This window comes from Cellulophaga sp. 20_2_10 (assembly GCF_023476645.1).
Lineage (GTDB): Bacteria > Bacteroidota > Bacteroidia > Flavobacteriales > Flavobacteriaceae > Cellulophaga.
On record NZ_JAMCOJ010000004.1, the window covers coordinates 57,833 to 81,856 of the forward strand.

A 24,024-nucleotide genomic window follows, 5' to 3' on the forward strand; every position below is an offset into this window, starting at 1 on the left:
TACTATTTTTGTTGAATGAAAATAAACGTCTAAGTTATTTTTTAAAAATAAAAAATAACTGATGTAATATCTTGGTATGAAAAATTTTAGCATAGGTGATAAAGTAGAAGTTTTAGATGATACTCTTTTGGGGGTTGTAACCGCTATTGTTGGTGATACTATTACGATGGAGACAGATATGGGTTTTTCTATATCTTATGCTTCTAAAGAATTAATTAAGGTACCTAGCAACGATACAATTAGAGTGTCTAACTACGAGGTTGCTAAAATTAAGGAAGAAAAAGAACAACCAAAACGTAAAAATAGGCCGGTGGTTAAGGTAAAAGAAAGAAATTTACCTAAAATGGAGGTTGATTTACATATCAATCAACTCGTAAAATCTAGCAGAGGAATGGAAAACTTTGATATGCTTAGTTTGCAATTAGAAACAGCCAAACGCCAACTAAATTTTGCTATACAGAAAAGAATACAGAAAGTTGTTTTTATACACGGAGTAGGTGAAGGTGTGCTAAAAGAAGAGCTGCAATATTTATTTAATAAATATGACAACTTAAAATTTTATGATGCAGATTATCAAAAATACGGACTAGGTGCTACAGAGGTTTATATTTACCAGAGTTAAACATCTTATTGAGAAATAGTAGTTGTTATAACTGCAAAATCTTCAATATTTAAATCTGTAATACGGGTATCATCATTATTAAGTAAGGTAATATTACTAAGTTTTATGGTGTGTACAAAAGTGCCTTCTGTTTCGCCAGCAACTGTAGAAATTGTAACTATTCCTTCAGCAGCTTCAATCTCTTCTAAAACTGTAGGTGTTGCAGGTGGCGGAGAATCACAAAAATAACTACTTGTTACAGTTCCAGAAAAGGTGCGGTAAGTAAGTTTAGATCCGGAATCAGAGATAGCACTTGTTATTTCTTCAGTAGAAACTTCATTCTTTAAAATACCATCTTGTAAGTTTAGAATTAGGGCTTCATTGTCATTAATTTTAAAAAACAATTCTGTATCTACCGTAAGTGTACCACAGTTTTGAGCTGTTACAGTGCTAAAATCTAAAGTTTCAATTTGCAAGTCACCATCACTACATGATAGTAAGGTGAAAAGTGCGCTAAAAAGGAAAAATTTCTTCATACTCCAAATGTAAAAGTTTTTCTTTTGATTAGATATAGATTTTAACGTTTTTTAGATTTATTTAATTTTAAATCCCCTATTTTTGGGGGATTATAATTTTTGATAAATTCTGATGCAAAAAGTTTATTTAGATAGCGCAGCTACAACACAGGTAAGAGAAGAAGTTATTGCAAAAATGCAAGACGCTTTAGGAGAATGTTACGGGAACCCGTCTTCTACGCACAGTTTTGGTAGAACAGCTAAAACAGCAATAGAAAAGACACGTAAAACAATTGCTAAATACTTAAATGCTCATCCGTCCGAAATTATTTTTACTTCTGGTGGTACAGAAGCAGATAATATGGTGTTACGTGGTGCTGTTAGAGATTTGGATGTACATACAATTATAACATCAAAAATAGAACACCATGCAGTTTTACATACCGTTGAGGAATTAGAAAAAGAATATGGAGTTGCATTGCATTATGTAAATTTAGATGCCAACGGTAACCCAGATTTGGAACATTTAAAAGTATTATTAGCGCAAGACGATACTAAAAAAATAGTGAGTCTTATGCATGTTAATAATGAAATAGGAAACAAGCTAGATATAGATGCTGTTTGTGCATTGTGTAAAGCGTATGGCGCTCTTTTTCATTCGGATACTGTACAATCTGTTGGTCATTATGAATGGGATGTACAAAAAACACCAATAGACTTTTTAACTGCAGCGGCACATAAATTTCACGGACCAAAAGGTATTGGTTTCGCTTTTATTAAAAGAGATAAAATTATTAAGCCACTTATTTTTGGAGGTTCTCAAGAGCGTGGATTTAGAGCAGGGACAGAGCCATACCACAATATTGTTGGCTTAGAAGAGGCTTTTGTTATGTCTTATGAAAACTTGGCTAAAGAAAAAGCGTATGTTACTGAGTTAAAACAATATTTTATTGATAAAATAAAAGCAGAAATTCCGGGTGTAAAATTTAACGGTCTATCTGGGGATATAGATAAGAGTACATATACATTGGTAAATGTTAATTTACCTGTAGACGAGAAAAAAGCTTTAATGCTTTTATTTCATTTAGACTTAAAAGGTATTGCATGCTCTAAGGGTAGTGCTTGCCAATCTGGTAGTAGTATGGGGTCTCACGTATTAACAGAAGTATTATCAGCAGAGGATTTGCAAAAACCATCTATGCGCTTTTCTTTCTCTAAGTTTAATACAAAACAAGAGTTAGATTATACAATACAAGTAGTAAAAGAGTTTATAGAGAGTTAATCTTTTTTACTCTTTTTAATTCTTTCTTTATCATAAGGAAATTTACGAGCAGCTTTCTTCATCATACCATCTATTAAGTCTATGGTGTTTTTGCCAGTCTTCTTGTTAATTTCCTTTTCGTATTTCCAAAGTAATTTTCCTGTGTTGCCATCGCTAACTTTTATACCTATACGACCGTAATTTGCATTGCCATCAAAATAGTCAAAAAAGTTAAAGTCTGTAGAGACACCATCAGACAATAAAACATTTAAATCTATATTACCACTAATAATACCATCTACATTTAATATTTTAGATAGTTCTTTTGTAGTGTGTATATCTATATTTTTAAACGTTATGTTATGTTTTGCTAATAAAGCATTTGTATTTTTTACGTTTTGAAATTCTACTGCGTATTTCTTTTTTTTCTTACCTCTTAAAAAATAAGACTCTAAAGCATTTTGTACGGCGTAACCTTCTTTCTGCTCTAATTCTGTAAGTTCTTCATCTGTAATAGTATCTTTTAGCTCCAAATTAGCTAAAAACGGTATAACGGCTAGTACTTTGTGATCTTTACTAATGGCATCAAAATGCTGGTTTTCATAAATGTTTTTCTGTGCTTGTATAGAACAAAAAGATAATAGTAGTAGTAAGGGTAATATTTTTTTCATTTTTAGTATCTAAAATTGCATTCCTATTTTTAAATTTAAAACTCTACCTGTCATGTAATTAGGAATTGCATATTGCTGTTTGCTATCTGCGTCTCTAACCCAAGTGTTGGTAATTGCATTTTTTGTATTAAAAAGATTAAAAATTTCTGCTCCTACAGTGAAATTTTTAAACCTTTGCAACCAACCTTTTTTTTCTTCCGAGTTTCTGTCTGCAAAAATATATGAAATTCCTAAATCTGCACGCTTATAATCTTTTAATCTATTGTTATATTTATACGGATCGGCATAATTTGGTGATCCACCGGGTAATCCAGTGTTGTAAACTAGGTTTAAATACATTTTTAGATTAGGGTATGCAGGTATATAATCCTGAAATAAGATTCCTAATTTAAAACGTTGGTCTGTGGGTCTTGGGATATAACCTTTGTTATCTTGATTTTCTTCGGTCTTTAAAAAACCAATACTGACCCAAGATTCTGTTCCTGGTACAAAAGCTCCGTTTAGTCTCGTTTCTAGGCCATATACATACGCAGTACTATTGTTGTTTGTTAAATAGCGAATACGCACATCTTCTAGGGTGTAGGCGTTAACATTGCTAATACTCTTAAAATAAGTTTCTGTTTTTAAAGAAAATGGTCTTTTCCAAAGTAAAAAGCTATAATCATTACCCAATACATAATGTATTGCTTTTTGTGCTTTAATATTAGTTTGCACAATTCCGTTTGCGTCTCTTAATTCTCTATAGAACGGGGCTTGCTGGTAAATTCCTATAGATGCTTTAAAAAGCATATCTTTTTCCCAGTTAGGTTTTAATGCTAACTGTGCTCTTGGACTTACTATTACATTAGAATTGTTGTTTGGGGCCGAGTTTACATTCCAATATTGAAAACGTATTCCTAAATTATAGTACAGAGCATTGGTTTTTAAATTAGTCTGCTTACTAAACTGTACATAGGAGTTTAACCTGTTAATGGTAACATCATTTTTAGCAAACAAACTAGAGTAAGCCACTAAAGGAGAAGTGTTAGGTATGTAAGGTTGGTTATTTTGAAATTCTTTTAAGGGAGGTCTTATAAAGTATCCGGCGGAATCTATAAATTCAGATTCTCTTAGTTGGTCACGAATGTTTTCAAACTTATAACCAATTCCCCATTCTAAAGTTGTTTTATTTTTAGTGTATTTTCCTTTGTGTTGAATGTTAAATAATAGTGCGTCTAAATCGTTTCTAGTGCGTTTAAATTGTGATCCAAGTATTTTGGGTGTAGTTGCGTCACCAAAAGAATCGCTACTTAAATCACTATTAACGCCACCAATAGCATATTGTGCATAAACATCAGAGTATTCTTCTTCTGTAGTGTGATACAGTGATGAGATTAACTTTAAGTTTAAATTTTTATTCGTAAAATATTCTGCTTTTAGCGCGCCCAGAACTGTACTAAATTTATTTTTTTCTTGTCCGTTATAGTATACGGTAAGTGATTTAGGATTGTTTAGAGTGCCAAAATTTGTTTGCCTGGTTTGTGGCTCATTTGTGTAATTGTTTAGGGAGGCACTACCTAAAAAGTTTAGATAAAACTTGTCAGAAAATTTATATGTAGTATATGTTTGAAGGTCCGTAAATGTAGGTTTGTAATTTGCAGTGGTTTGTTTGCTGTTTAAAAATAAGTTGTTATCTCTGTATCTAAGACCAGAAATAGTGGTTAATTTTTTATTTTTTGATGTCGTTTCTAGCGCTAAATCGGCTCCTAAAAAACTAAGGTTTACTGTACCATTAAAACTAATGGGTTTTTTATAAGTGATATCTAAAACAGACGAAAGTTTATCTCCGTATTTTGCTTGAAAACCTCCAGCGGAAAAGTTTATTTCTTGTGTAAGATTGGTGTTAATAAAGCTTAGCCCTTCTTGTTGTCCAGATCTAATTAAAAAAGGTCTGTATACCTCAATTTCATTAACATATACAAGGTTCTCGTCATAATTTCCACCGCGAACTGCATATTGTGTGCTAAGTTCATTGTTAGCTGTTACACTGGGGAGCAATTTTAAAATGTTTTCTACACCTGCATTTGCACCTGGGATTTTACGAGCAACGCTCGGTGAAATTGTAGTTATGTTCGGTGTTTTTCTTTGCCCGTTGGCAGTAATAACTACCTCGGTTATCTGCTCTATTTTAGTTTGTAAAACAGGGTATAGCTCGTAAAATTCTGCATTGTCAAGAATTATATTTTTAATGACTACGTTTTTGTAGCCTATATAAGAAAATGTAACTGTGATCTCTTTATTAGCAGGAACTTCTAAAACAAAAAAGCCGTTGCTATTGCTAACGGCTCCTGTAGTTTCTGTTTTTATACTTACGTTTTCTAGGGGGTTATTATTTTCTAAAAATACAACACCGCTAATTGTAGCTGTTTGTCCTAATAATAAATTAAAAGAACTTAAAAGTGTAATTATCAAGAAGTGTACAGTACATCTCAAAATTATTTATTTTCTAAAGAAAGTAGATTCATACGTAGTAGAATTTCCAACATTATCTGTAACTACTACTTTTAAATTACATTCTTTTTTATTTAGAATTTTATCATCAAAGTCATACGTAATTGTATTGGTTTTATACTCGTAACTCATTAGAATCCATTCCCCATTTAAATAAGCGTTGTACGTATCTATTCCGCTTAAATCATCAACAATTTTTAGGCTTAAATACTTGTAATTGTTTAGCCATTGCTTGTCTTTAAAGTTTTTAGGGGTAATTACTGGTGCCACAGTATCTTTTGCTAAGGTGTATGTTCCAAGGTTTTTTGTTCTAGTTGTAAACGTATTTCCTCTTTTATATGTAGTGGCGTGTATAGGTTGTAATTTGCTGTTAAATCTAGCTATAAACAATTGTTTTTTTTCTGCGGCTGAATATTTAGCGGCATCAAAGGTTATAGTGAAATTACGATGTGCAGGAACTTGGTTGTTGTGTATTTTTACTGTGTCTGCACCTTTTTCTATATCAATATAGAAATCTTTATAAAATGTATTTGCAGGGAAATATACTTTTGCACCACCTAAATTGTAATTGTTTGGTTTTTTAGCAATAAGGTAATTGTCTGTAATAGTTACTTTTTTAGTAGACTTTAGTTCTTGTTTTTTGCCTTCAACAGGTATAATAATTCTGGTGGTATTATTTTCTAAATCTTTTAAAAGTAATTCCACTTTGTAACTTAAGCCGTTACTAACATCAATTTTACCATTGTTGTTTATTTTAGAGTAAACACTTAGTTTATTACTAGGCTCTTTAAAAAGCTTTACTATACGTTGGTTGTATCTGCCAAAATGAGAATAATCTATTAAGGTGTTAATGTATCTAGATTCAGCAAAAGAAAACGAATCAAAATTAAATTTAGAATACGTTTTTCCGTTTACAAGTTGCTCAATAGAGTAGATGCCGTTTTTGTTGGCAGCCAAATCTTGTCTGTCATATCCGTTAAAGCCAAAACCAATTGTTCCTAAAGCGTATACTTTTTCAGCTAAGTAAGATCCGTCTGGTTGTTTTTTAAACTTTAATTGAGTTTTGTTTTCGCTTTTATTAACTTGTGCATCCTCACTTAAAGGATATGCATATAAATTAAGTATTGTTGGGTCTGTAGCATCTTTAATTTTATATCCAAATAATAACGGATTTGTAGGTTTACTAGAGGTGTTGCTTCTAATTTCAAAATGTAAGTGCGGACCAGAAGAGCCACCTGTATTTCCAGAATAGGCAATAATTTCGCCTTTATCTACTTTTAATTCTCCTAAATCTGGAAAAGCTTCTACTTGGTAGGACTGCTTTTTGTATTGTAATTTTTTAATATACGCCTCAATCTTAGGAGAAAATTTTTGTAAATGTGCATAAACAGAGGTGTATCCGTTAGGGTGAGTTATATATATGGCTTTACCATAACCCCAATGAGATATTTTTATACGAGTAACAGAAGCACTTTCTATTGCGTGTACTGCCAAACCCTCTCTTTGCTGTGTTTTAATGTCTATACCAGAATGAAAATGGTTAGATCGTAACTCTCCAAAGTTACCCGCTAGTATTAAAGGAATATCTAAAGGAGACTGAAAAGTATTCTGGGGATGTTTTTCTTGCCCTTTTACTGAATTAAGTAAAAATAGTACAGCTATAAATGCGTAAACTCTCATTAAGTATTTTTAAAGTTGATACGAAAATAACTAATCCGTTTAATTGAAAAAAACTAATCTGTTTTTAAAATTACAAAAGTCGACATTACAATAGGTTAACAACTGAGATTTAATTCTTTGCAAGAATAATTGCAAAAAGTATTGCGAACTAGTTTATTCTATGTTAACTTTGTGATAAATGCATCGATTTTTGTAAATGAGCGAATTAGTTGAAATTGTTGATTCTTTAGAGAATAAAATTAGCAAGCTACTTCATAAGATGGAGTTGTTAAAGCATGTTAATGTAAAATTACAAGAAGAACTAGTTTCGCTTAAAACAGAGCAAAGAACAAATTCTAATTTAGTCTTAGACTGGGAAGAAAAGTACAATGCTCTTAAACTTGCAAATTCTATGCTTGGCAGTAATACAAATAAAACAGAAGCAAAGCTTAAAATAAATACATTAATTAGAGAGTTAGATCATTGTATTGCACAACTAGCTGAATAATGTAGCATTAATACTTATGGCAGAAAAGCTAAAAATTAAACTTTCTATTGCAGACAGGGTTTATCCTTTAACCATAGATCCTAGTCAGGAAGAGGGTTTGCGTAAAGCAGCTAAAAATATAGAGCAGCTAGCAAAAAAGTTTGAGCAAAATTATGCCGTTAGAGATAAACAAGATGTTTTGGCAATGTGTGCCTTGCAGTTTGCCTCTAAAATAGAACAGAAAAGTATTGATAAACAAGAAGATACGTCAGAAGTTACAGAGCGTTTAAAAGCTCTAGAACATATAGTAGATTCTAAGCTTAGCACTATATAAAAAACGTTCATTACATAACATTAAGTTACTGCCCACATTGGTATTTTTTTGACAAACTCAACATTAATTTGTTTTAAAGGGTGAGTTTAGTTTGTAAAAGCAAGCCTTACTAGTATAAGGATCCTTGATCATGCTGTTAGCCCTAATCCTGTTTTATAGGAGTTTGTACAAAACACCCCCAATGTGGGTTTTTTAATATATATAAACAACCATGGATAATATTACATTTATAATAGTAGGAGCTATAGTGGGCTTAGCAATAGGCTTTATAGTAGCAAAATTTTTAGAAAAAGGAAAAGCTTCTAAAATAGTTGCATCAGCTAAGATTGAAGCTGAATCTTTTTTAAGAAATGCTAAAACCGAAGGAGAAAGCATTAAAAAAGATAAAATACTACAAGCAAAAGAAAAGTTTTTAGAGCTTAAGGCAGAACACGAAAAAGTAATAAATGCGAAAGACAAAAAAATGTCTGAAGCAGAAAAACGTACAAGAGATAAAGAGTCTCAAATAAGTAATGAGCTAGCGAAGACTAAAAAGGTCAATGATCAATTGCAATCTAAAATACAATCTGTAGATCATAAGAATGATTACTTAGAGAAGAAACAATCTGAGTTAGATAAACTACATAAAAACCAAGTACAGCAACTAGAAGTTATTTCTGGACTTTCTGCTGAAGATGCAAAAGCTCAACTGGTAGATTCTTTAAAAGAAACTGCTAAATCAGACGCAATGGCATTTATGCAGACTGCAATGGAGGAAGCTAAGCTTACTGCAGAGCAAGACGCTAAGAAAATTATAATTAATACCATACAACGTATAGGAACAGAAGAAGCGGTAGAAAACTGTGTTTCTGTTTTTAACTTAGAGTCAGATGACGTTAAGGGACGTATTATTGGTAGAGAAGGAAGAAACATTAGAGCTTTAGAAGCAGCAACTGGAGTAGAGATTATTGTTGATGATACACCAGAAGCAATTATACTTTCTTGTTTTGATTCGGTTAGAAGAGAAGTTGCGCGTTTGTCTTTACATAAATTAGTAACAGATGGTCGTATACACCCTGCACGTATTGAAGAGGTGGTTCGTAAAACAGAGAAACAGATAGAACAAGAAATTGTAGAAGTTGGTAAGCGTACAATTATAGATTTAGGAATTCACGGTTTACATCCAGAATTAATTAGAGCTGTAGGTCGTATGAAATATCGTTCTTCTTACGGTCAAAACTTGCTTCAACACTCAAGAGAAGTAGCAAAACTTTGTGGTGTAATGGCTGCAGAGTTAGGGTTAAATCCTAAAACAGCAAAAAGAGCTGGTTTGTTACATGATATTGGTAAAGTGCCAAATACAGAAGTGGAGGTAGAAACTCCTCATGCTATACTAGGTATGCAGTGGGCAGAGAAATATGGTGAAAAACCAGATGTTTGTAATGCTATTGGAGCTCACCACGATGAAATTGAAATGAAGACTTTAATAGCGCCAATAGTTCAGGTTTGTGATGCAATTAGTGGAGCTAGACCAGGAGCAAGAAGACAGGTGTTAGATTCTTATATACAACGTCTAAAAGACTTAGAGGAAGTAGCTTTTGGCTTTGTAGGAGTACAAAAAGCATATGCAATACAAGCTGGTAGAGAATTGCGTGTTATTGTAGAGAGTGAAAAAGTAACAGACGATAAAGCAGCAGAATTATCTTTCGAGATATCACAAAAAATACAAACGGATATGACATATCCAGGACAAGTAAAGGTTACCGTAATACGTGAAACACGTGCGGTTAACGTTGCTAAATAAAGTGCTAATTCAATAGTAGATATAAAAAAAGCCTTCATTTCTGAAGGCTTTTTTTATGCGTTTAAAACAAGTAAATAGAGTAATTAAATAATCTTTTTAATTACTCTAAGTTGGTGAGTGTAGTTTTTAAGTTCGGTATTAAAAATACCAGTATGGTCTATACGATCGATACGTACTTTTCCGTGACAATGAATAATGTAATTGTCTTGCATAATAATACCTACATGGTCTATTACACCTTCTTTATTGTCAAAAAAGGCTAAATCACCAGGCTGACTTTCTTCAATAAAACTTAAGGCTTCACCTTGCCCAGATTGTTCTTGTGCTGTTCTTAATAACTTATAGCCATTAATTTTATAAACCATTTGTGTTAACCCTGAACTATCTATACCAAAAGGAGTCTTTCCGCCAGATAAAAACGGACTATTTAAATACAATAATGCAGCAGCAATAAGCTGAGGTTTATTCTGTATGCCGTGCGTGTAATTACCATCAAAATAATGGTCTAATAAAGCAGCCCCTTCAATACAAGAACCAACCAAAATAGGCATTAAATCATTTTTAGTAGACGATATAAAAGCCACTAAGTCAGAACTTAGAGGCGCTTCTTTATTACTGTCTAAGGCATTGTATTGCTCTTCAGTAATAAAAACAAATTGTTTATTGCTAACCCAAGCTTCTACACCATCAAAAGCAATTCTTATTTTACTCCAGAATTTACGGTGCTCTAGAACCTTAAAATGGTCGCCATACAAAAGTTGCGCGACCATTTCTGAAGTTTCTTCTGGAGTTAACCTTATGGGAACTATACTAAGATTACAAATACCGTATTGCATACAATTGTTTTGATCTGCTATATTAAGCTTTTTCTAAAACAATTGCAGATGCACCACCACCACCATTACATATGGCAGCTGCTCCAATTTTTGCATTATTTTGTTCTAATACGCTTAATAGTGTAATTACTATTCTAGCTCCAGAACATCCAAGCGGATGACCTAAAGAAACAGCACCACCATTTACGTTTACATTTTTATCTGTTAATCCTAATATTTTCATATTAGCTAAGCCTACAACAGCAAAAGCCTCGTTAAACTCAAAGTAATCTACATCACCAATAGAAATTCCTGCTTTATCTAATGCCTTTGGTAAAGCTTTAGATGGTGCAGTAGTAAACCATTCTGGCTCGTGTGCAGCATCAGCATAACTTTTAATTTTTGCTAATGGTTTTAGGTTTAATTCTTTTGCTTTTTCGGCACTCATTAATACAAGTGCAGCAGCACCATCATTAATTGTAGATGCATTTGCAGCTGTTACAGTACCGTCTTTAGAAAAAGCAGCACGTAAAGCAGGTATTTTTTCTAATTTAACGTTTTTAAACTCTTCGTCTTCAGAAACAATAACAGGTTCACCTCTTCTTTGTGGAACTTCTACCGGTACAACTTCATCATTAAATTTACCTTGCTCCCAAGCAGCAGCAGATCTTTTGTAAGACTGTATTGCAAAATTATCTTGGTCTTCTCTGCTAAACTCATATTCTGTAGCACACGCGTCCGCGCAAACGCCCATTGCGTTTTGGTCATAGGCATCTACTAAACCATCTTTTTGTAAACCATCTACTAGAGATGTTGGTCCAAATTTTTGTCCGTTTCTTAAGTGTACGTAGTGTGGCACCATACTCATATTCTCCATACCACCAGCAACTACAATATCATTATCACCTAGAGCAATAGATTGTGCAGCTTGCATAATAGTTTTCATTCCAGAAGCACAAACCTTGTTTATAGTTGTACAGGGAACTGTATTTGGTATACCAGCAAACATTGCCGCTTGTCTTGCAGGAGCCTGACCAACGCCAGCTTGTACTACATTACCCATTAAAACTTCTTGAACCTGAGATGGCTCTAGTTTTATTTTATCTAACGCACCTTTTATAGCAATTGCACCTAATTTTGGTGCAGCAACACTAGATAATGATCCTAAAAAACTCCCAATTGGAGTTCTTGCCATAGAAACTATAACAACATCTTTCATAAATTCTAAATTTTAATATTGCAAAATTAATAAATAAATGCACATAGAGCAGGGTTCTTTTGTCAAAACCATTTTTTAAGCGCATAATTTTCTATTTTTGGAAAAAGTTATTTTAACTAGAAAAAGATATTGGAGAAAATTTATAAAAATCAATCGTTATTATACAAGTGCTTTCTATATGTGGGCACCATCTTTTTAATTGTATTTTTCTTTCCCAAAGGAGGTAAGTTTAAATATGAGTTTCAAAAAGGAAAACCATGGCAGTATGAAAACTTGTATGCGCCGTTTGATTTTTCTATTAAAAAGGATGCCTCAGAAATAGAAGCTGAAAAGCAGGTAGTGAAAAGTAATCATGTAGATTACTATAGCTATGATCAGGATATAGTTACTACTGTATCTAATAGTTTTGATGTTAATTTTGATAAAACCTTTAATTCTTCGAACTTAGATGAAGATAAGTATTCTTACCTAAAATCTATTGGAAAAGAAATTTTAGCGGAACTTTATGTAAACGGAATAATTAAAAAGGCAAAAGTTACTTCTAAAACCAAAACGTTTTTTTTATTACGTAACAATGAAGCAAAAGAATTAGAGTTTAATGGTGTTACAAGCTTACAAACTATAGATAAAACAATAGTTTCTGTTTTAAGAAAAAAACAATTAACTAGTTACACTGCTAAATACAAACAACTGTTTTTTGATATTGTAAAACCTAATGTTTTTTACAATGAAAATATTTCTCAAAAATCCTTAAACGAAGAATTAGCCAAAATATCTGTAACTCGTGGTACTGTTGATGAAGGTAAACTTATTATAGTAAAAGGTGAAGTTGTAGAGGCAGAAAATTATAAAATTTTGGATTCCTTAAAGCAGGAGTTTGAGTCGGAACTTTGGACCGAAAATAATTACTACGTTATAGTATCTGGGTATACTATTTTGGTCGCATTAGTATTGCTAATGCTACTGTTATTTTTAAATAAATATAGGGCGTCTGTTTACAAGAATAACACTAAAGTTACGTTCATCTTTTTTAATATATTATTAATGGTTTTTGTAACTACAATGGTTATAAAATATAACGAAGCCTATGTTTATGTAGTTCCCCTGTGTATTTTACCATTGATATTAAAAACCTTTTTTGATGCGCGTCTAGGGCTTTTTGTACATGTGCTAACATTATTAATTTTAGGTTTTGTTGTTCCTAATAGTTTTGAGTATATCTTTTTACAAATAATGGCAGGTATAGTTACGATACTTACAGTATCCCAGTTATACAAAAGAGCAAACTTGTTTATATCAGTAGGTCAGATTACGTTAATATATATTGTTGGTTATTTCGCTTTTCATATAATTCATGAGGGTAATTTAAACAATATGCACGCTATTACGTTTGGTGTATTTTTACTAAACGGAATGATTACTCTTTTTGTGCAGCCTTTAATTTATATTTATGAAAAAATATTCGGACTAGTTTCAGATGTATCGTTGTTAGAATTGTCAGATACTAATTCTAAGCTTTTAAAAGAATTGTCTAACAAGGCGCCAGGCACATTTCATCATTCTTTACAAGTAGCAAATTTAGCAGAAGCAGCAGCACAAGAAATTGGTGCAAATGCAATGCTGGTTAGGGTAGGAGCTTTGTATCATGATATAGGTAAAATGAAAAATCCTACGTATTTTACAGAGAATCAGGTAACTAATGTAAATCCGCATAACGAGCAAACACCAATAGATAGTGCAAGAATTATTATAAATCATGTTATAGACGGTATAGAAATAGCACGTAAAAATAATTTACCAGATAGAGTCATAGATTTTATTAGAGTGCATCATGGTACTTCTAAAGTGTATTACTTTTATAAAAAGCAAACAGAAATAGACGATAATGTAAACGAGGACGATTTTAGATACCCTGGTCCATTACCTTTTTCTAAGGAGACGGCTATTTTAATGATGGCAGATGCGGTGGAAGCAGCTTCCAAAAGTTTAAAAAACCCTACTTTTTTAATGATAGACGAGTTTGTAGATAAGATTATAGATGGGCAAATGCGAGCCAATCAATATTCTAATGCCAACATTACGTTTAAAGAAATAGTAGAGATAAAAAAAGTTCTAAAGTTAAAGCTTACCAATATTTATCACCTTAGAATTGAGTATCCAGAATAGGTAACATTGTTCTGTCTAACCATAAAAATTTATAAACTATTGTATTATGAAAACATACGTTGTTTCAGTAAATAATGAAGAAATAGCTTTAAATAGTAAGGAAGTCTCCCAGCTAGATATTGTTAAAAATTCAGACACAGAATATCATATATTACAAGATAATAAGAAGTACAGCGCTAAACTAGTCCATGCAGACTATCTGGCCAAAAAACTTACTGTAGAGGTAAATGGTAATAATTACACTATTGCCATAGCAGATGAGTACGACCAAATGGTAAAACAAATGGGCTTATTGACTGCAAGTACAAAAAAGGAAAAAAATATTAATGCTCCTATGCCTGGACTTATTCTAGATATTTTGGTTACAGAAGGCCAAGAAATTAAAGAAGGAGAACAAGTTTTAGTATTGTCTGCAATGAAAATGGAAAACATTATTACTGCTCCTAGTGATGGGGTTGTAAAATTGATAGAAGTTAAAAAAGACGATGCTGTAGAAAAAGGACAATTATTAATAGAGATAGCATAAAGATGAAGAAAATTCTAGTTGCAAACAGAGGAGAAATTGCATTACGAGTAATGCGTTCTGCTAAAAAAATGGGAATAAAAACTGTTGCTGTTTTTTCTGAAGTAGATAGAGAAGCGCCACACGTTAAATTTGCAGATGAAGCTGTGTGTTTAGGTAATGCTCCGTCTTCAGAGTCTTACTTGGTAATGGACAAAGTACTAAAAGCAGCCTTAGATACAGGTGCAGATGGTATACATCCAGGATATGGTTTTTTAAGTGAAAATGCAGAATTTGCTAAGAAGGTAGAGAAAGCCGGAATCACATTTATTGGTCCAAAACCACACGCCATAGAAATTATGGGAAACAAATTAGCTGCCAAAGAAGCAGTTAAAGGGTATAATATTCCTATGGTTCCGGGTATTGAAGAAGCAATTACAGATGTTGCTTTAGCGACTAAAGTGGCTACAGAAATTGGTTTCCCTATACTTATTAAAGCCGCTGCAGGTGGTGGAGGTAAAGGAATGCGAGTTGTAGAAAATAGTGAAGAGTTACCAGAGCAAATGAAACGTGCTATTAGTGAAGCTGTTGCTGCTTTTGGAGACGGATCTGTTTTTATTGAAAAATATGTGGCTTCTCCACGACATATAGAAATTCAGGTTTTAGCAGATAACCACGGTAATGTGGTTCATTTGTTTGAGCGTGAATGTAGCATACAACGTAGACATCAAAAAGTTGTAGAAGAAGCACCATCTGTAGTGTTAACTCCTGCTATTAGAGAAGCAATGGGAGATGCAGCAATAAAAGTTGCAAAGGCTTGCGATTATGTTGGAGTTGGTACTGTAGAGTTTTTATTAGATGCTGATAAAAATTTCTACTTCTTAGAGATGAATACGCGTTTACAAGTAGAGCACCCAGTTACAGAACTTATAACAGGTGTAGATTTGGTAGAGCAACAAATTAAAGTTGCTAGGAATGAGAAATTAGAAATTACACAAAACGATTTAAAAATAAAGGGTCACGCTGTAGAAGTTAGGGTGTATGCAGAAGATCCCTTGGATAACTTTATGCCAAGTATTGGTACGTTATCAACCTATAAAAGACCAGAAGGCAAAGGTATACGATTAGATGATGGTTTTGAGGAAGGTATGACAATTCCTATTTATTATGATCCTATGTTGTCTAAATTGATAACCTACGGAGACACTAGAGAAGAAGCAATACAATTAATGCTTACTGCTATTGAAGGTTACAAAATTGAAGGGGCATCTACAACCTTGTCTTTTGGAAAGTTTGTCTGTGAACATCCTGCATTTTTATCTGGAGATTTTGACACGCATTTTGTTAAAAAATACTATTCTGCAGATAAGTTAATAGCGGCTCGTTTACCAGAACATAAAGTTGCCGCCTTATTTGGTGTTCACTTATTTAATGAGCATACCAAAATAATAAAAACACCAGAACAGGAAACTTCCAATTGGAGTACTAACAGAAATACAAAGTAAAATGGGAGAGCAAAGTAAAGAAAGCATATTACAGTCTAAAATAGATTTAGCTAAGTTAGGTGGTGGTAAAGCACGTATAGAAAAACAACACGCTAAAGGAAAATTAACTGCTCGTGAACGTATTCATTTTTTGTTAGATGAAGGTTCTTTTGAAGAAATGGGAATTTTAGTAACGCATAGAACGTCTGATTTTGGTATGGACAAACAGCAGTTTTATGGTGATGGTGTTGTCACCGGTTACGGAACAATAAACGGAAGGCAAGTTTGTGTTTTTGCACAAGATTTTACTGTTTTTGGAGGTGCATTATCTGAAACTCACGCAGAAAAAATATGTAAAATTATGGATATGGCTATGAAAATAGGTGTGCCTGTAATTGGATTAAATGATAGTGGAGGAGCAAGAATACAAGAGGGAGTGCGCTCTTTAGGTGGTTATGCAGATATTTTTCATAAAAACGTAATGTCTTCAGGTGTAATACCTCAGATTTCTGCAATAATGGGACCTTGTGCAGGTGGTGCGGTGTACTCACCAGCAATGACAGATTTTACCCTAATGGTAGAAAACTCTAGCTATATGTTTGTAACTGGGCCAAATGTTGTAAAAACAGTTACTAATGAAGAGGTAACTTCTGAGGAATTAGGCGGTGCAAAAACACACGCTACAAAATCTGGAGTAACACACGTTACCGCAGCCAATGATATAGAATGTATTAACCAAATTAAGCAAATGATTAGCTATATGCCTCAAAATTGTGAGGATAAACCAGCGAAGCTACCTTTTACTTTGGGTGATGAAATTAGAGAAGAATTAGAGACTATGGTTCCAGCAAACGCAAATCAGCCTTATGATATGCGTACTGTTATAAACGGAATTATAGATAAGGATTCTTTTTTTGAAATTCATAAAGATTACGCAGATAATATTGTTGTTGGTTTTGCACGTTTAGCAGGGAGGAGTATAGGCATTGTTGCTAACCAACCTATGAGTTTAGCTGGTGTATTGGATGTAGATAGTTCTAAAAAAGCTGCACGTTTTACACGTTTTTGCGATTGTTTTAATATTCCGTTACTTGTTTTGGTAGATGTACCAGGATTTTTACCAGGAACAGACCAAGAATGGAATGGTATTATTACAAACGGAGCTAAATTACTATATGCTTTAAGTGAAGCTACGGTGCCAAAAGTAACTGTTATTACGCGTAAAGCTTATGGTGGTGCATATGATGTTATGAACTCTAAACATATTGGTGCAGATATGAATTATGCTTGGCCAGGAGCAGAAATAGCAGTAATGGGAGCAAAAGGAGCTAGTGAAATTATCTTTAGAAAAGAAATACAAGCAGCAGAAGACCCTGCGGCTAAACTAGCAGAAAAAGAACAAGAGTATGCAGATACGTTTGCAAATCCATATAGTGCAGCGCAAAGAGGTTTTATAGATGAGGTTATTTTACCGAAAGATACCCGTAAAAAACTTATAAAAGCTATGGCTATGTTAGAGGATAAGGTTGTACATGTACCTAAGCGTAAGCACGGTAATATTCCGTTGTAGCTTATATTTTAAAAAGTAAAAGCGCCAATTTTAAATTAAAATTGGCGCTTTTTTTATGGGTGTTTTTTTCTATTTTTTAGCAACTAAAATATGATACTCCCAAGGAGCTAGTTTTACGGCTACATTTTCATCAACTTTAAAAGCTGTAGTAGAGATGTAATCTGTAAATTCTCCTGTTATAGCAATCGTTGCTTCTTGTTCCTTATCATTTAAATTGGCAATGAAATATACTGTTTCTCCACCTTTTTCTCTTTTAAAAGCTAAAATTGCTTCATTGTTAGATGTTTTTACTCTAGTGTAATTAGCAGCTTTTTTACCTCCGTTTAAAGCCGAATTAGTATTTTTTAATTCTCCTAATTTTTCTAAAAGTGAAAAGTATTTTCCTTTAGTTTTAGGAATTGTATCTTTTTCAAAAAAGCGTAATCTATGCTCCATGTCATATTCCTGACCAGAGTAAATTAATGGCATACCAGGCATAACATATGTCAATGCTGTAAATACTTCTTTGTTGTTAGGCATTCTTTCTAAAAGTGTGCCATTCCAAGAGTTTTCATCATGGTTGGTAACAAAGTTCATATTAATATCATCTGCTTCTAAAATAGTGTCTAGCTTAACCATGTAGTCGTCAAACTCTGTAACAGAAGCTTCTCCTTTAGCTATTTGATTAAAAATATGGTGTGCTTCCCAACCGTATTGCATGTCAAAACCGTTTTGTAATAAACCTGGTTGTTCTGCTTCTGCCAACATAAAAATAGGTTTCACCGTTTTCATTTCTTTAATAGCTGTATCAAAAAAGTCTACAGGTACTTTGTGTGCAACATCCATTCTGTAACCGTCAATATCTGCTTTTTCCACCCAAAATTTCATGTCCCTAATCATATCCTTACGCATATCCATATTGTCGTAATTTAAATCAGCAACATCTGTCCATCCCCAAGATTCTCCTGTTTCTGGATTAATAGGATCTATAATTTCGCCTTTTTCATTCTGAGTATAATACTCAGGGTTACTTTTTATCCAAGGATGATCCCAACCCGTATGGTTAGGTACCCAGTCTACAATAACTAAAATTCCATTGTCGTGAGCAGTAGATACTAAGTTTTTAAAATCATCAAACGAACCAAATTCCGGGTTTATAGCTTTGTAGTCTGATACAGAATAGTAGCTTCCTAAGTATTTTTTACGTTCTTCTTCATTCTCTATTTCACTCGTAAATTTTTCTCCAGTTGCCTTACGTTTTATTTTAGAAATAGGATTAATTGGCATTACCCAAATTACCTTAACGCCTAATTTTTTTAGAACAGGAATATCTTTAGAAAAAGCATTAAAAGTCCCTTCAGGGGAATATTGACGAATGTTTGCCTCGTAAATAACACCATCTTCTATAACTTGAGTTACGGCAATTGGTTCTTCCTTAGTTACTGTTTCTGGGGTTTTTTTAGCTTCTTCTTTACAGGATAATAGTACTGCAGATAAGGATAATAATACAATTATTTTTTTCATTTTATTTATTATTAAGTTTTGTCGTTAGTATTGTTGCTCCTTCATTTTGCAACAGTAAGCTGTCTTTCCAAACAAAGGATTCTTTGGTATTTATATTGGTTACAGTTTTGCCTTTTAAACCAATTTCTTGAAACCTTGAAAGATCTAATTGGTATGCTTCTTTATTTTTATTTAATATGATTGTAACAACGTTATCATTCAAAATTCTAAATAAAACATAAACTCCATTTTCTGGAGCAAAGTGCATTGTTTTTCCGTTGTGGATAGTCTCACTATTTTTTCTGAAATTTAATAGTGTACGCATATACTCCTGCATTTCTTTTTGATTAGCAGTTAAGCCTGCTCCTGTAAATGCATTTGTAGTATCAGAATTCCATCCGCCAGGAAAATCTGTACGTATTAGTCCGTGATCTCCGGGTTTGGCCGTATTTTGCATAAGAATTTCTGTACCATAATAAAACTGTGGAATTCGTGGTAACATAGACATATACGCTACAGCCATTTTGGTGTTTACTATGTTTTCACTAAGCTGGGTAAATACGCGGTCCATATCATGATTGTCTAAAAAGACCATAATATCCTTTGGAGATTCATAAGCAAAATCGTTAGCTAAACCTTCGTAAGCTTTTATCAATCCAGTGCCCCAAGTTTCTTCTTCATTTAAAGCATCTATTATATTTTTTTGCATTGCAAAATCCATAGTAGAAGTAAGGTTAGACTCGTAACCATCTTTATTGGGATTATTTTTTTGCCAGTATGCAATTAATAGAGGGTTGTAACTCCATTCTTCACCAACTATAGAAAAATTAGGATATTCAGTCATTATAGAACCAGCCCAATTGGCCATAAAATCTTTATCTGGATACGGGTAGGTATCTTGACGAATACCACCAAGATCTAAAGTTTCTATCCACCAAATACTATTTTGTATAATGTAGGTGGCTAAAAAAGGATTACGCTGGTTTAAATCGGGCATATGGTTACCAAACCAACCATTTGTCAACTCTTTTTTATCTGCTTTGGATGCGTATATATCTTGATTGCTTGTTCTTCTGTGGTTGGCAATGGTTACCGGCTTATTATTTATAAACTGGTTTTGATCGTTAACCCAATCTTTAAAAGGTAAATCTTTCATCCACCAATGTTCTAATCCGCAATGGTTAGCAACTTGATCCATAATAATTTTAATACCCTTTTCTTTAGATTTTTTAGCCAATTCTATGTATTCTTCTAAAGTGCCAAACCTAGGGTCTACACCATAAAAATCTGTTATGGCATAGCCGTGATAAGATGCGTTATACATATTATTTGTTAAAAGCGGACTTGGCCATATAGCAGTAAATCCTAAAGAATCTATATACCCTAAGTTTTTGGTAATACCTTTAATATCACCTCCGTGTCTGGCATAATCTTCTGCGCGATTTACTGTTTTTTCATTTAAAGTACTGTCTATGTCATTAGATGTATCTGCATTTGCAAAACGGTCTGGAGTTATTAAGTAAACAGCATCTGCACTAGAAAAGCCTACATAATCTTCAGCTTTTTTATCTCGATCTTTAAGCTCGTAAGTTTGTGTTTTTTTACTGCCATCTTTATAGGTAAACTCAATATTAAATTGGTTAGCTGTTACTGTTTTATCAATCTCTAAATCGATAAAAATATAGTTTGGACTATCACCTTTAGTTACTTTTTTTATAGAAATACCCGCTTTAGAAATAGTGGGAGTTGCTTCTGAAACGTTAGGATCTTTAACCAGCAGTTGTAAATTATTATTTTTAAGACCAACCCACCAATTTGGAGGCTCTATTCGCTCTATATCATTGGAGATTGTAATAGGAGCTTCTTCTTGTTTCTGCTCTTTTTTAGGAGAACAAGAAACAAAAAGAGCAAAAACTAATACAAAAACGCTTAAAAATCCTTTGTTCATAGTTAAATCAGTATTTAAGTAGTAATTAAATTATTCTGTTTAATAGTAATAGAATTTCCGTTTACCAGTAGTGTAAGCTCTTGACCTTTTAAAAGTTCAAAAGTATTTTTAGACTGACTAACATTTACTTTAATGGTATGGTTTCTAAAGTTTACTTTAAACGAATACGCATTCCATTCTTTAGGAATTTTAGGATTAAAAGATAAGGTGTGGTTGCGCACACGCATACCACCAAAGCCTTCTATAATACTCATCCAAGTACCAGCCATAGATGTAATATGCAAGCCTTCTTCTACCTCTTTATTATAATCATCTAAATCTAATCTAGATGTTCTTACATAAAAATTATAAGCCTGATCCATACGGTCTAACTTTGCAGCTAAAATACTATGCACACAAGGAGATAGTGAACTTTCATGCACTGTAAAAGGCTCGTAAAAATCAAAATGACGCTCTATTTCTTCATTTGTAAAGTTGTCTTCAAACAAGTAAAAACCTTGTAATGTATCTGCTTGTTTTATATAAGGCGAACGTAAAATTCTGTCCCAAGACCATTTCTGATTTATAGGTCTAGAAGCAGTATCTAAATCAGAAACCGGAGTTAGTTCTTTATCCAAAAATCCATCTTGCTGTAAAAAGACATTGTGCTCTTCAGAAAATGGAAAATACATATTATGCGCAACATCTTCCCATTTTTCAATTTCATCAGAAGTTAAATTAACTTTAGACATAACACGCTCATAATCTGTAGCGTATTTTTCTTTAACATTTGCTATAGTTTCTGCGGTGTAATTAATACACCATTGCGCCATATAGTTCGTATACCAGTTGTTATTTATGTTGTTCTCGTACTCATTAGGACCAGTAACTCCTAAAATAACATACTTATTTTGTTTGGTAGAAAATGTAGCTCTTTGGTACCAAAAACGAGCAATACCAATAAGAACTTCTAATCCTTTTTCTGGAATATAACTGTAATCACCAGTGTATCTGTAGTAGTTGTAAATTGCAAAAGCTATGGCTCCGTTTCTGTGTATTTCTTCAAAAGTAATTTCCCATTCGTTATGGCATTCTTCGCCATTCATAGTTACCATAGGGTACAGTGCAGCACCATTAGAAAAATCTAACTTTTCTGCATTCTCTATTGCTTTTTCTAGGTGATTGTATCTGTAGGCTAATAAATTACGACCAACATTTTGGTCTTTAGTAGCCATATAAAACGGAAGACAATAAGCTTCTGTGTCCCAATACGTACTACCACCATATTTTTCGCCAGTAAAACCTTTTGGTCCAATATTTAGTTGTGCATCTGTACCTAAATATGTTTGGTTTAACTGAAAAATATTAAAACGTATACCTTGCTGCGCCTTTACATCGCCATCTATTGTAATGTCTGATGTTTCCCAAATACTTGCCCAGGCTTCTTTCTGTGATTGTAATAATGCATTAAAACCTGCTTTTATTGCTTTGTCTAATACTTCTGTAGCAGCAGAAATAAGGTTTTCTTTAGGGTGATTTCTATCAACGGTATACCCCGCAAATTTGTGTATTGTAAATGAAGAATTTGCATCTACATCTGCAGAATACTCAAACGTAATTTTGTTGTTTTCTTTCTTTTCGTTAGGTAAAAGATCAAGCTTTTTATCATTCAATAAACATTCAGATTGCATAAACGTACACGTATGAAATTCTGTTTTTAAAGTATGTGCCTCTATAAACGCTTTGTTATTGTCAGTTTTTATGTTGGTAATTTCCCAAAACTTATCGTCCCAATTGGTATCTTCATTTGTTATACCAGCATCTAAATACGGGCTTAAAGTAACTTTTGCATCACTATTTAGCGGTGTTACAGTATATGTTATGGCTCCAACTTCATCTAAAGTTAGACTTAAAAAACGTTTTGTTTTTATTGCGACAACAATATTGTTTTTTAGAGTAGCAGTAAAACTTCTAGACAACCAACCCTCTTGCATATTTAGTTCTCTCTTAAAGTTTTCTACTTTGGTACACGTAAATAAATCTAAGGTTTCATCGTTAATTTCTACGTTTATACCAATCCAATTAGGAGCATTTAACACTTTGGCAAAGTACTCTGGATATCCTTTTTTCCACCAACCAACTTTGGTTTTGTCTGGGTAATAAACACCAGCGATGTAACTACCTTGAAAAGTAGGTCCCGAGTAGTGTTCTTCAAAATTAGCTCTTTGTCCCATTGCACCGTTTCCAACGCTAAACAAGCTCTCTGAAGATTTAACTCTGTCTGTGTTAAAACCTTCTTCTATGATAGACCAGTTGTTTGGTATAATATAATCTTGATTCATAATTTCTTATGCTATTGATTCTTGTAAATATTACTTTTTGAGTAAGCTATTATTTACTTTATTTTTTTATTAATTCTTGTATAAAGTCTGATGAGATTTCTGTAAAATCTTTAAAAACATAGTCAGCTTCGTGTAAAATTGAAGCATCGCCAATACCAATACTAATCATATTTGCAGCATTAGCAGCTTTAACACCAGCCGTTGCGTCTTCAAAAACAATACAATCTTTTGGTTCTACAGATAATGCATGTGCAGCATTTAAAAACACCTCTGGATCTGGTTTACCTTTTGTAACACCATTGCCATCTATAATGGCGCTAAACTTTTGTATTAAGTTTACTTTTTGTAAAATAACCTTTGCATTTTTACTTGCAGAACCTAAGGCAATACCTTGGTTTTGTGTTTCTAATAATTCTAGAATTCTTGGTACATCTGGTAAAATTTCAGAAGCATCCATTTTTTCTATATGTTGTAAGTAATCTTCATTTTTTTTTGACATTAGAGCGTTAAACTCTGCTGTCTCTAGCGTAATAGTACCCCAGTTAAGTATTTTTTCTAAAGATTTTACTCTGCTAACACCCTTAAGTTGTTCGTTTTGTTCGTGTGTAAATTCAACACCAATAGAATTAGCAAGCTTTTGCCAAGCTAAAAAATGGTATTTGGCGGTATCTACAATAACGCCGTCTAGATCAAATATGAATCCTTTTCTTTTCATT

The 24,024-nt window shown here is 33.0% G+C and carries 19 protein-coding genes and 1 other RNA gene; 10 read left to right on the plus strand and 10 right to left on the minus strand.

The window, feature by feature from the left end; translation table 11 throughout:
- Nucleotides 1–76: 76 nt before the first annotated feature.
- Nucleotides 77–622: a DUF8465 domain-containing protein gene (locus M4I21_RS09010; protein ID WP_249558790.1), complete on the plus strand. Its 546-nt coding sequence runs from the start codon at nucleotides 77–79 to the stop codon at nucleotides 620–622.
- A gap of 5 nt (nucleotides 623–627) precedes the next feature.
- Here the strand turns inward: M4I21_RS09010 and M4I21_RS09015 are convergent, their stop codons facing one another.
- On the minus strand, nucleotides 628–1,137 hold the full coding sequence (locus M4I21_RS09015) for a hypothetical protein (protein WP_249558791.1): 510 nt from the start codon (nucleotides 1,135–1,137) through the stop codon (nucleotides 628–630).
- A 112-nt stretch (nucleotides 1,138–1,249) separates the two neighbouring features.
- On the opposite strand from M4I21_RS09015, the gene M4I21_RS09020 reads away from it, so the two are divergent.
- A complete protein-coding gene (locus tag M4I21_RS09020; RefSeq protein ID WP_249558792.1) occupies nucleotides 1,250–2,398 on the plus strand; it encodes a cysteine desulfurase family protein in 1,149 nt (382 codons plus the stop codon).
- Here the strand turns inward: M4I21_RS09020 and M4I21_RS09025 are convergent.
- The 3 genes from M4I21_RS09025 to M4I21_RS09035 are packed head-to-tail and all read right to left on the minus strand — an operon-like array spanning nucleotide 2,395 to nucleotide 7,218.
- Entirely contained in the window at nucleotides 2,395–3,048 is a 654-nt protein-coding gene (locus M4I21_RS09025) for a hypothetical protein (RefSeq protein WP_249558793.1), read from the minus strand. The genes M4I21_RS09020 and M4I21_RS09025 overlap by 4 nt on opposite strands.
- A 9-nt stretch (nucleotides 3,049–3,057) precedes the next feature.
- A complete protein-coding gene (locus M4I21_RS09030) occupies nucleotides 3,058–5,520 on the minus strand; it encodes a carboxypeptidase-like regulatory domain-containing protein (protein ID WP_249558794.1) in 2,463 nt (820 codons plus the stop codon).
- 6 nt (nucleotides 5,521–5,526) lie between these two features.
- The gene (locus tag M4I21_RS09035; RefSeq protein ID WP_249558795.1) at nucleotides 5,527–7,218 is read right to left on the minus strand and encodes a M23 family metallopeptidase; all 1,692 of its coding nucleotides are present in this window, start codon (nucleotides 7,216–7,218) and stop codon (nucleotides 5,527–5,529) included.
- Nucleotides 7,219–7,414: 196 nt separating this feature from the next.
- On the opposite strand from M4I21_RS09035, the gene M4I21_RS09040 reads away from it, so the two are divergent.
- The 4 genes from M4I21_RS09040 to rny all read left to right on the plus strand — a co-directional run bounded on the left by M4I21_RS09040 (nucleotide 7,415) and on the right by rny (nucleotide 9,801).
- Nucleotides 7,415–7,705 (plus strand): hypothetical protein, encoded by a 291-nt coding sequence (locus tag M4I21_RS09040; RefSeq protein ID WP_249558796.1) that lies wholly within the window; start codon nucleotides 7,415–7,417, stop codon nucleotides 7,703–7,705.
- A gap of 16 nt (nucleotides 7,706–7,721) precedes the next feature.
- Complete coding sequence (locus M4I21_RS09045; protein ID WP_072302808.1) at nucleotides 7,722–8,018, plus strand: cell division protein ZapA; 297 nt, start codon at nucleotides 7,722–7,724, stop codon at nucleotides 8,016–8,018.
- A gap of 55 nt (nucleotides 8,019–8,073) precedes the next feature.
- Nucleotides 8,074–8,183, plus strand: a non-coding RNA gene (ssrS, locus tag M4I21_RS09050) — 6S RNA.
- A gap of 46 nt (nucleotides 8,184–8,229) precedes the next feature.
- Nucleotides 8,230–9,801 (plus strand): ribonuclease Y, encoded by a 1,572-nt coding sequence (gene rny, locus M4I21_RS09055; protein WP_249558797.1) that lies wholly within the window; start codon nucleotides 8,230–8,232, stop codon nucleotides 9,799–9,801.
- Between the two features lie 83 nt (nucleotides 9,802–9,884).
- Here the strand turns inward: rny and M4I21_RS09060 are convergent, their stop codons facing one another.
- Both M4I21_RS09060 and M4I21_RS09065 read right to left on the minus strand, forming a co-directional pair.
- Nucleotides 9,885–10,637 (minus strand): C40 family peptidase, encoded by a 753-nt coding sequence (locus M4I21_RS09060; protein ID WP_249558798.1) that lies wholly within the window; start codon nucleotides 10,635–10,637, stop codon nucleotides 9,885–9,887.
- Nucleotides 10,638–10,659: 22 nt separating this feature from the next.
- Nucleotides 10,660–11,835, minus strand: coding sequence for an acetyl-CoA C-acyltransferase (locus M4I21_RS09065; protein ID WP_249558800.1), 1,176 nt, complete (start codon nucleotides 11,833–11,835; stop codon nucleotides 10,660–10,662).
- A gap of 129 nt (nucleotides 11,836–11,964) precedes the next feature.
- Between M4I21_RS09065 and M4I21_RS09070 the strand changes: the two genes are divergently transcribed.
- Genes M4I21_RS09070 through M4I21_RS09085 form a run of 4 tightly spaced genes read left to right on the plus strand, consistent with a single transcriptional unit; the run spans nucleotide 11,965 to nucleotide 17,557 of the window.
- The gene (locus M4I21_RS09070) at nucleotides 11,965–14,001 is read left to right on the plus strand and encodes an HD family phosphohydrolase (protein ID WP_249558801.1); all 2,037 of its coding nucleotides are present in this window, start codon (nucleotides 11,965–11,967) and stop codon (nucleotides 13,999–14,001) included.
- A gap of 46 nt (nucleotides 14,002–14,047) precedes the next feature.
- Complete coding sequence (locus M4I21_RS09075) at nucleotides 14,048–14,527, plus strand: biotin/lipoyl-containing protein (RefSeq protein ID WP_249558802.1); 480 nt, start codon at nucleotides 14,048–14,050, stop codon at nucleotides 14,525–14,527.
- A 2-nt stretch (nucleotides 14,528–14,529) separates the two neighbouring features.
- On the plus strand, nucleotides 14,530–16,008 hold the full coding sequence (gene accC, locus M4I21_RS09080) for an acetyl-CoA carboxylase biotin carboxylase subunit (protein ID WP_249558803.1): 1,479 nt from the start codon (nucleotides 14,530–14,532) through the stop codon (nucleotides 16,006–16,008).
- 1 nt (nucleotide 16,009) lies between these two features.
- Nucleotides 16,010–17,557: an acyl-CoA carboxylase subunit beta gene (locus M4I21_RS09085; protein WP_249558804.1), complete on the plus strand. Its 1,548-nt coding sequence runs from the start codon at nucleotides 16,010–16,012 to the stop codon at nucleotides 17,555–17,557.
- A gap of 69 nt (nucleotides 17,558–17,626) precedes the next feature.
- On the opposite strand, the gene M4I21_RS09090 is transcribed toward M4I21_RS09085, so the two are convergent.
- Genes M4I21_RS09090 through pgmB form a run of 4 tightly spaced genes read right to left on the minus strand, consistent with a single transcriptional unit; the run spans nucleotide 17,627 to nucleotide 24,023 of the window.
- Nucleotides 17,627–19,060: an alpha-amylase family glycosyl hydrolase gene (locus M4I21_RS09090; RefSeq protein WP_249558805.1), complete on the minus strand. Its 1,434-nt coding sequence runs from the start codon at nucleotides 19,058–19,060 to the stop codon at nucleotides 17,627–17,629.
- Nucleotide 19,061: 1 nt separating this feature from the next.
- Nucleotides 19,062–20,987: a glycoside hydrolase family 13 protein gene (locus M4I21_RS09095; RefSeq protein WP_249558806.1), complete on the minus strand. Its 1,926-nt coding sequence runs from the start codon at nucleotides 20,985–20,987 to the stop codon at nucleotides 19,062–19,064.
- A 14-nt stretch (nucleotides 20,988–21,001) separates the two neighbouring features.
- The gene (gene mdxK, locus M4I21_RS09100; RefSeq protein WP_249558807.1) at nucleotides 21,002–23,308 is read right to left on the minus strand and encodes a maltose phosphorylase MdxK; all 2,307 of its coding nucleotides are present in this window, start codon (nucleotides 23,306–23,308) and stop codon (nucleotides 21,002–21,004) included.
- A gap of 58 nt (nucleotides 23,309–23,366) precedes the next feature.
- Nucleotides 23,367–24,023: a beta-phosphoglucomutase gene (gene pgmB / locus M4I21_RS09105; protein WP_249558808.1), complete on the minus strand. Its 657-nt coding sequence runs from the start codon at nucleotides 24,021–24,023 to the stop codon at nucleotides 23,367–23,369.
- Nucleotide 24,024: the final 1 nt, after the last annotated feature.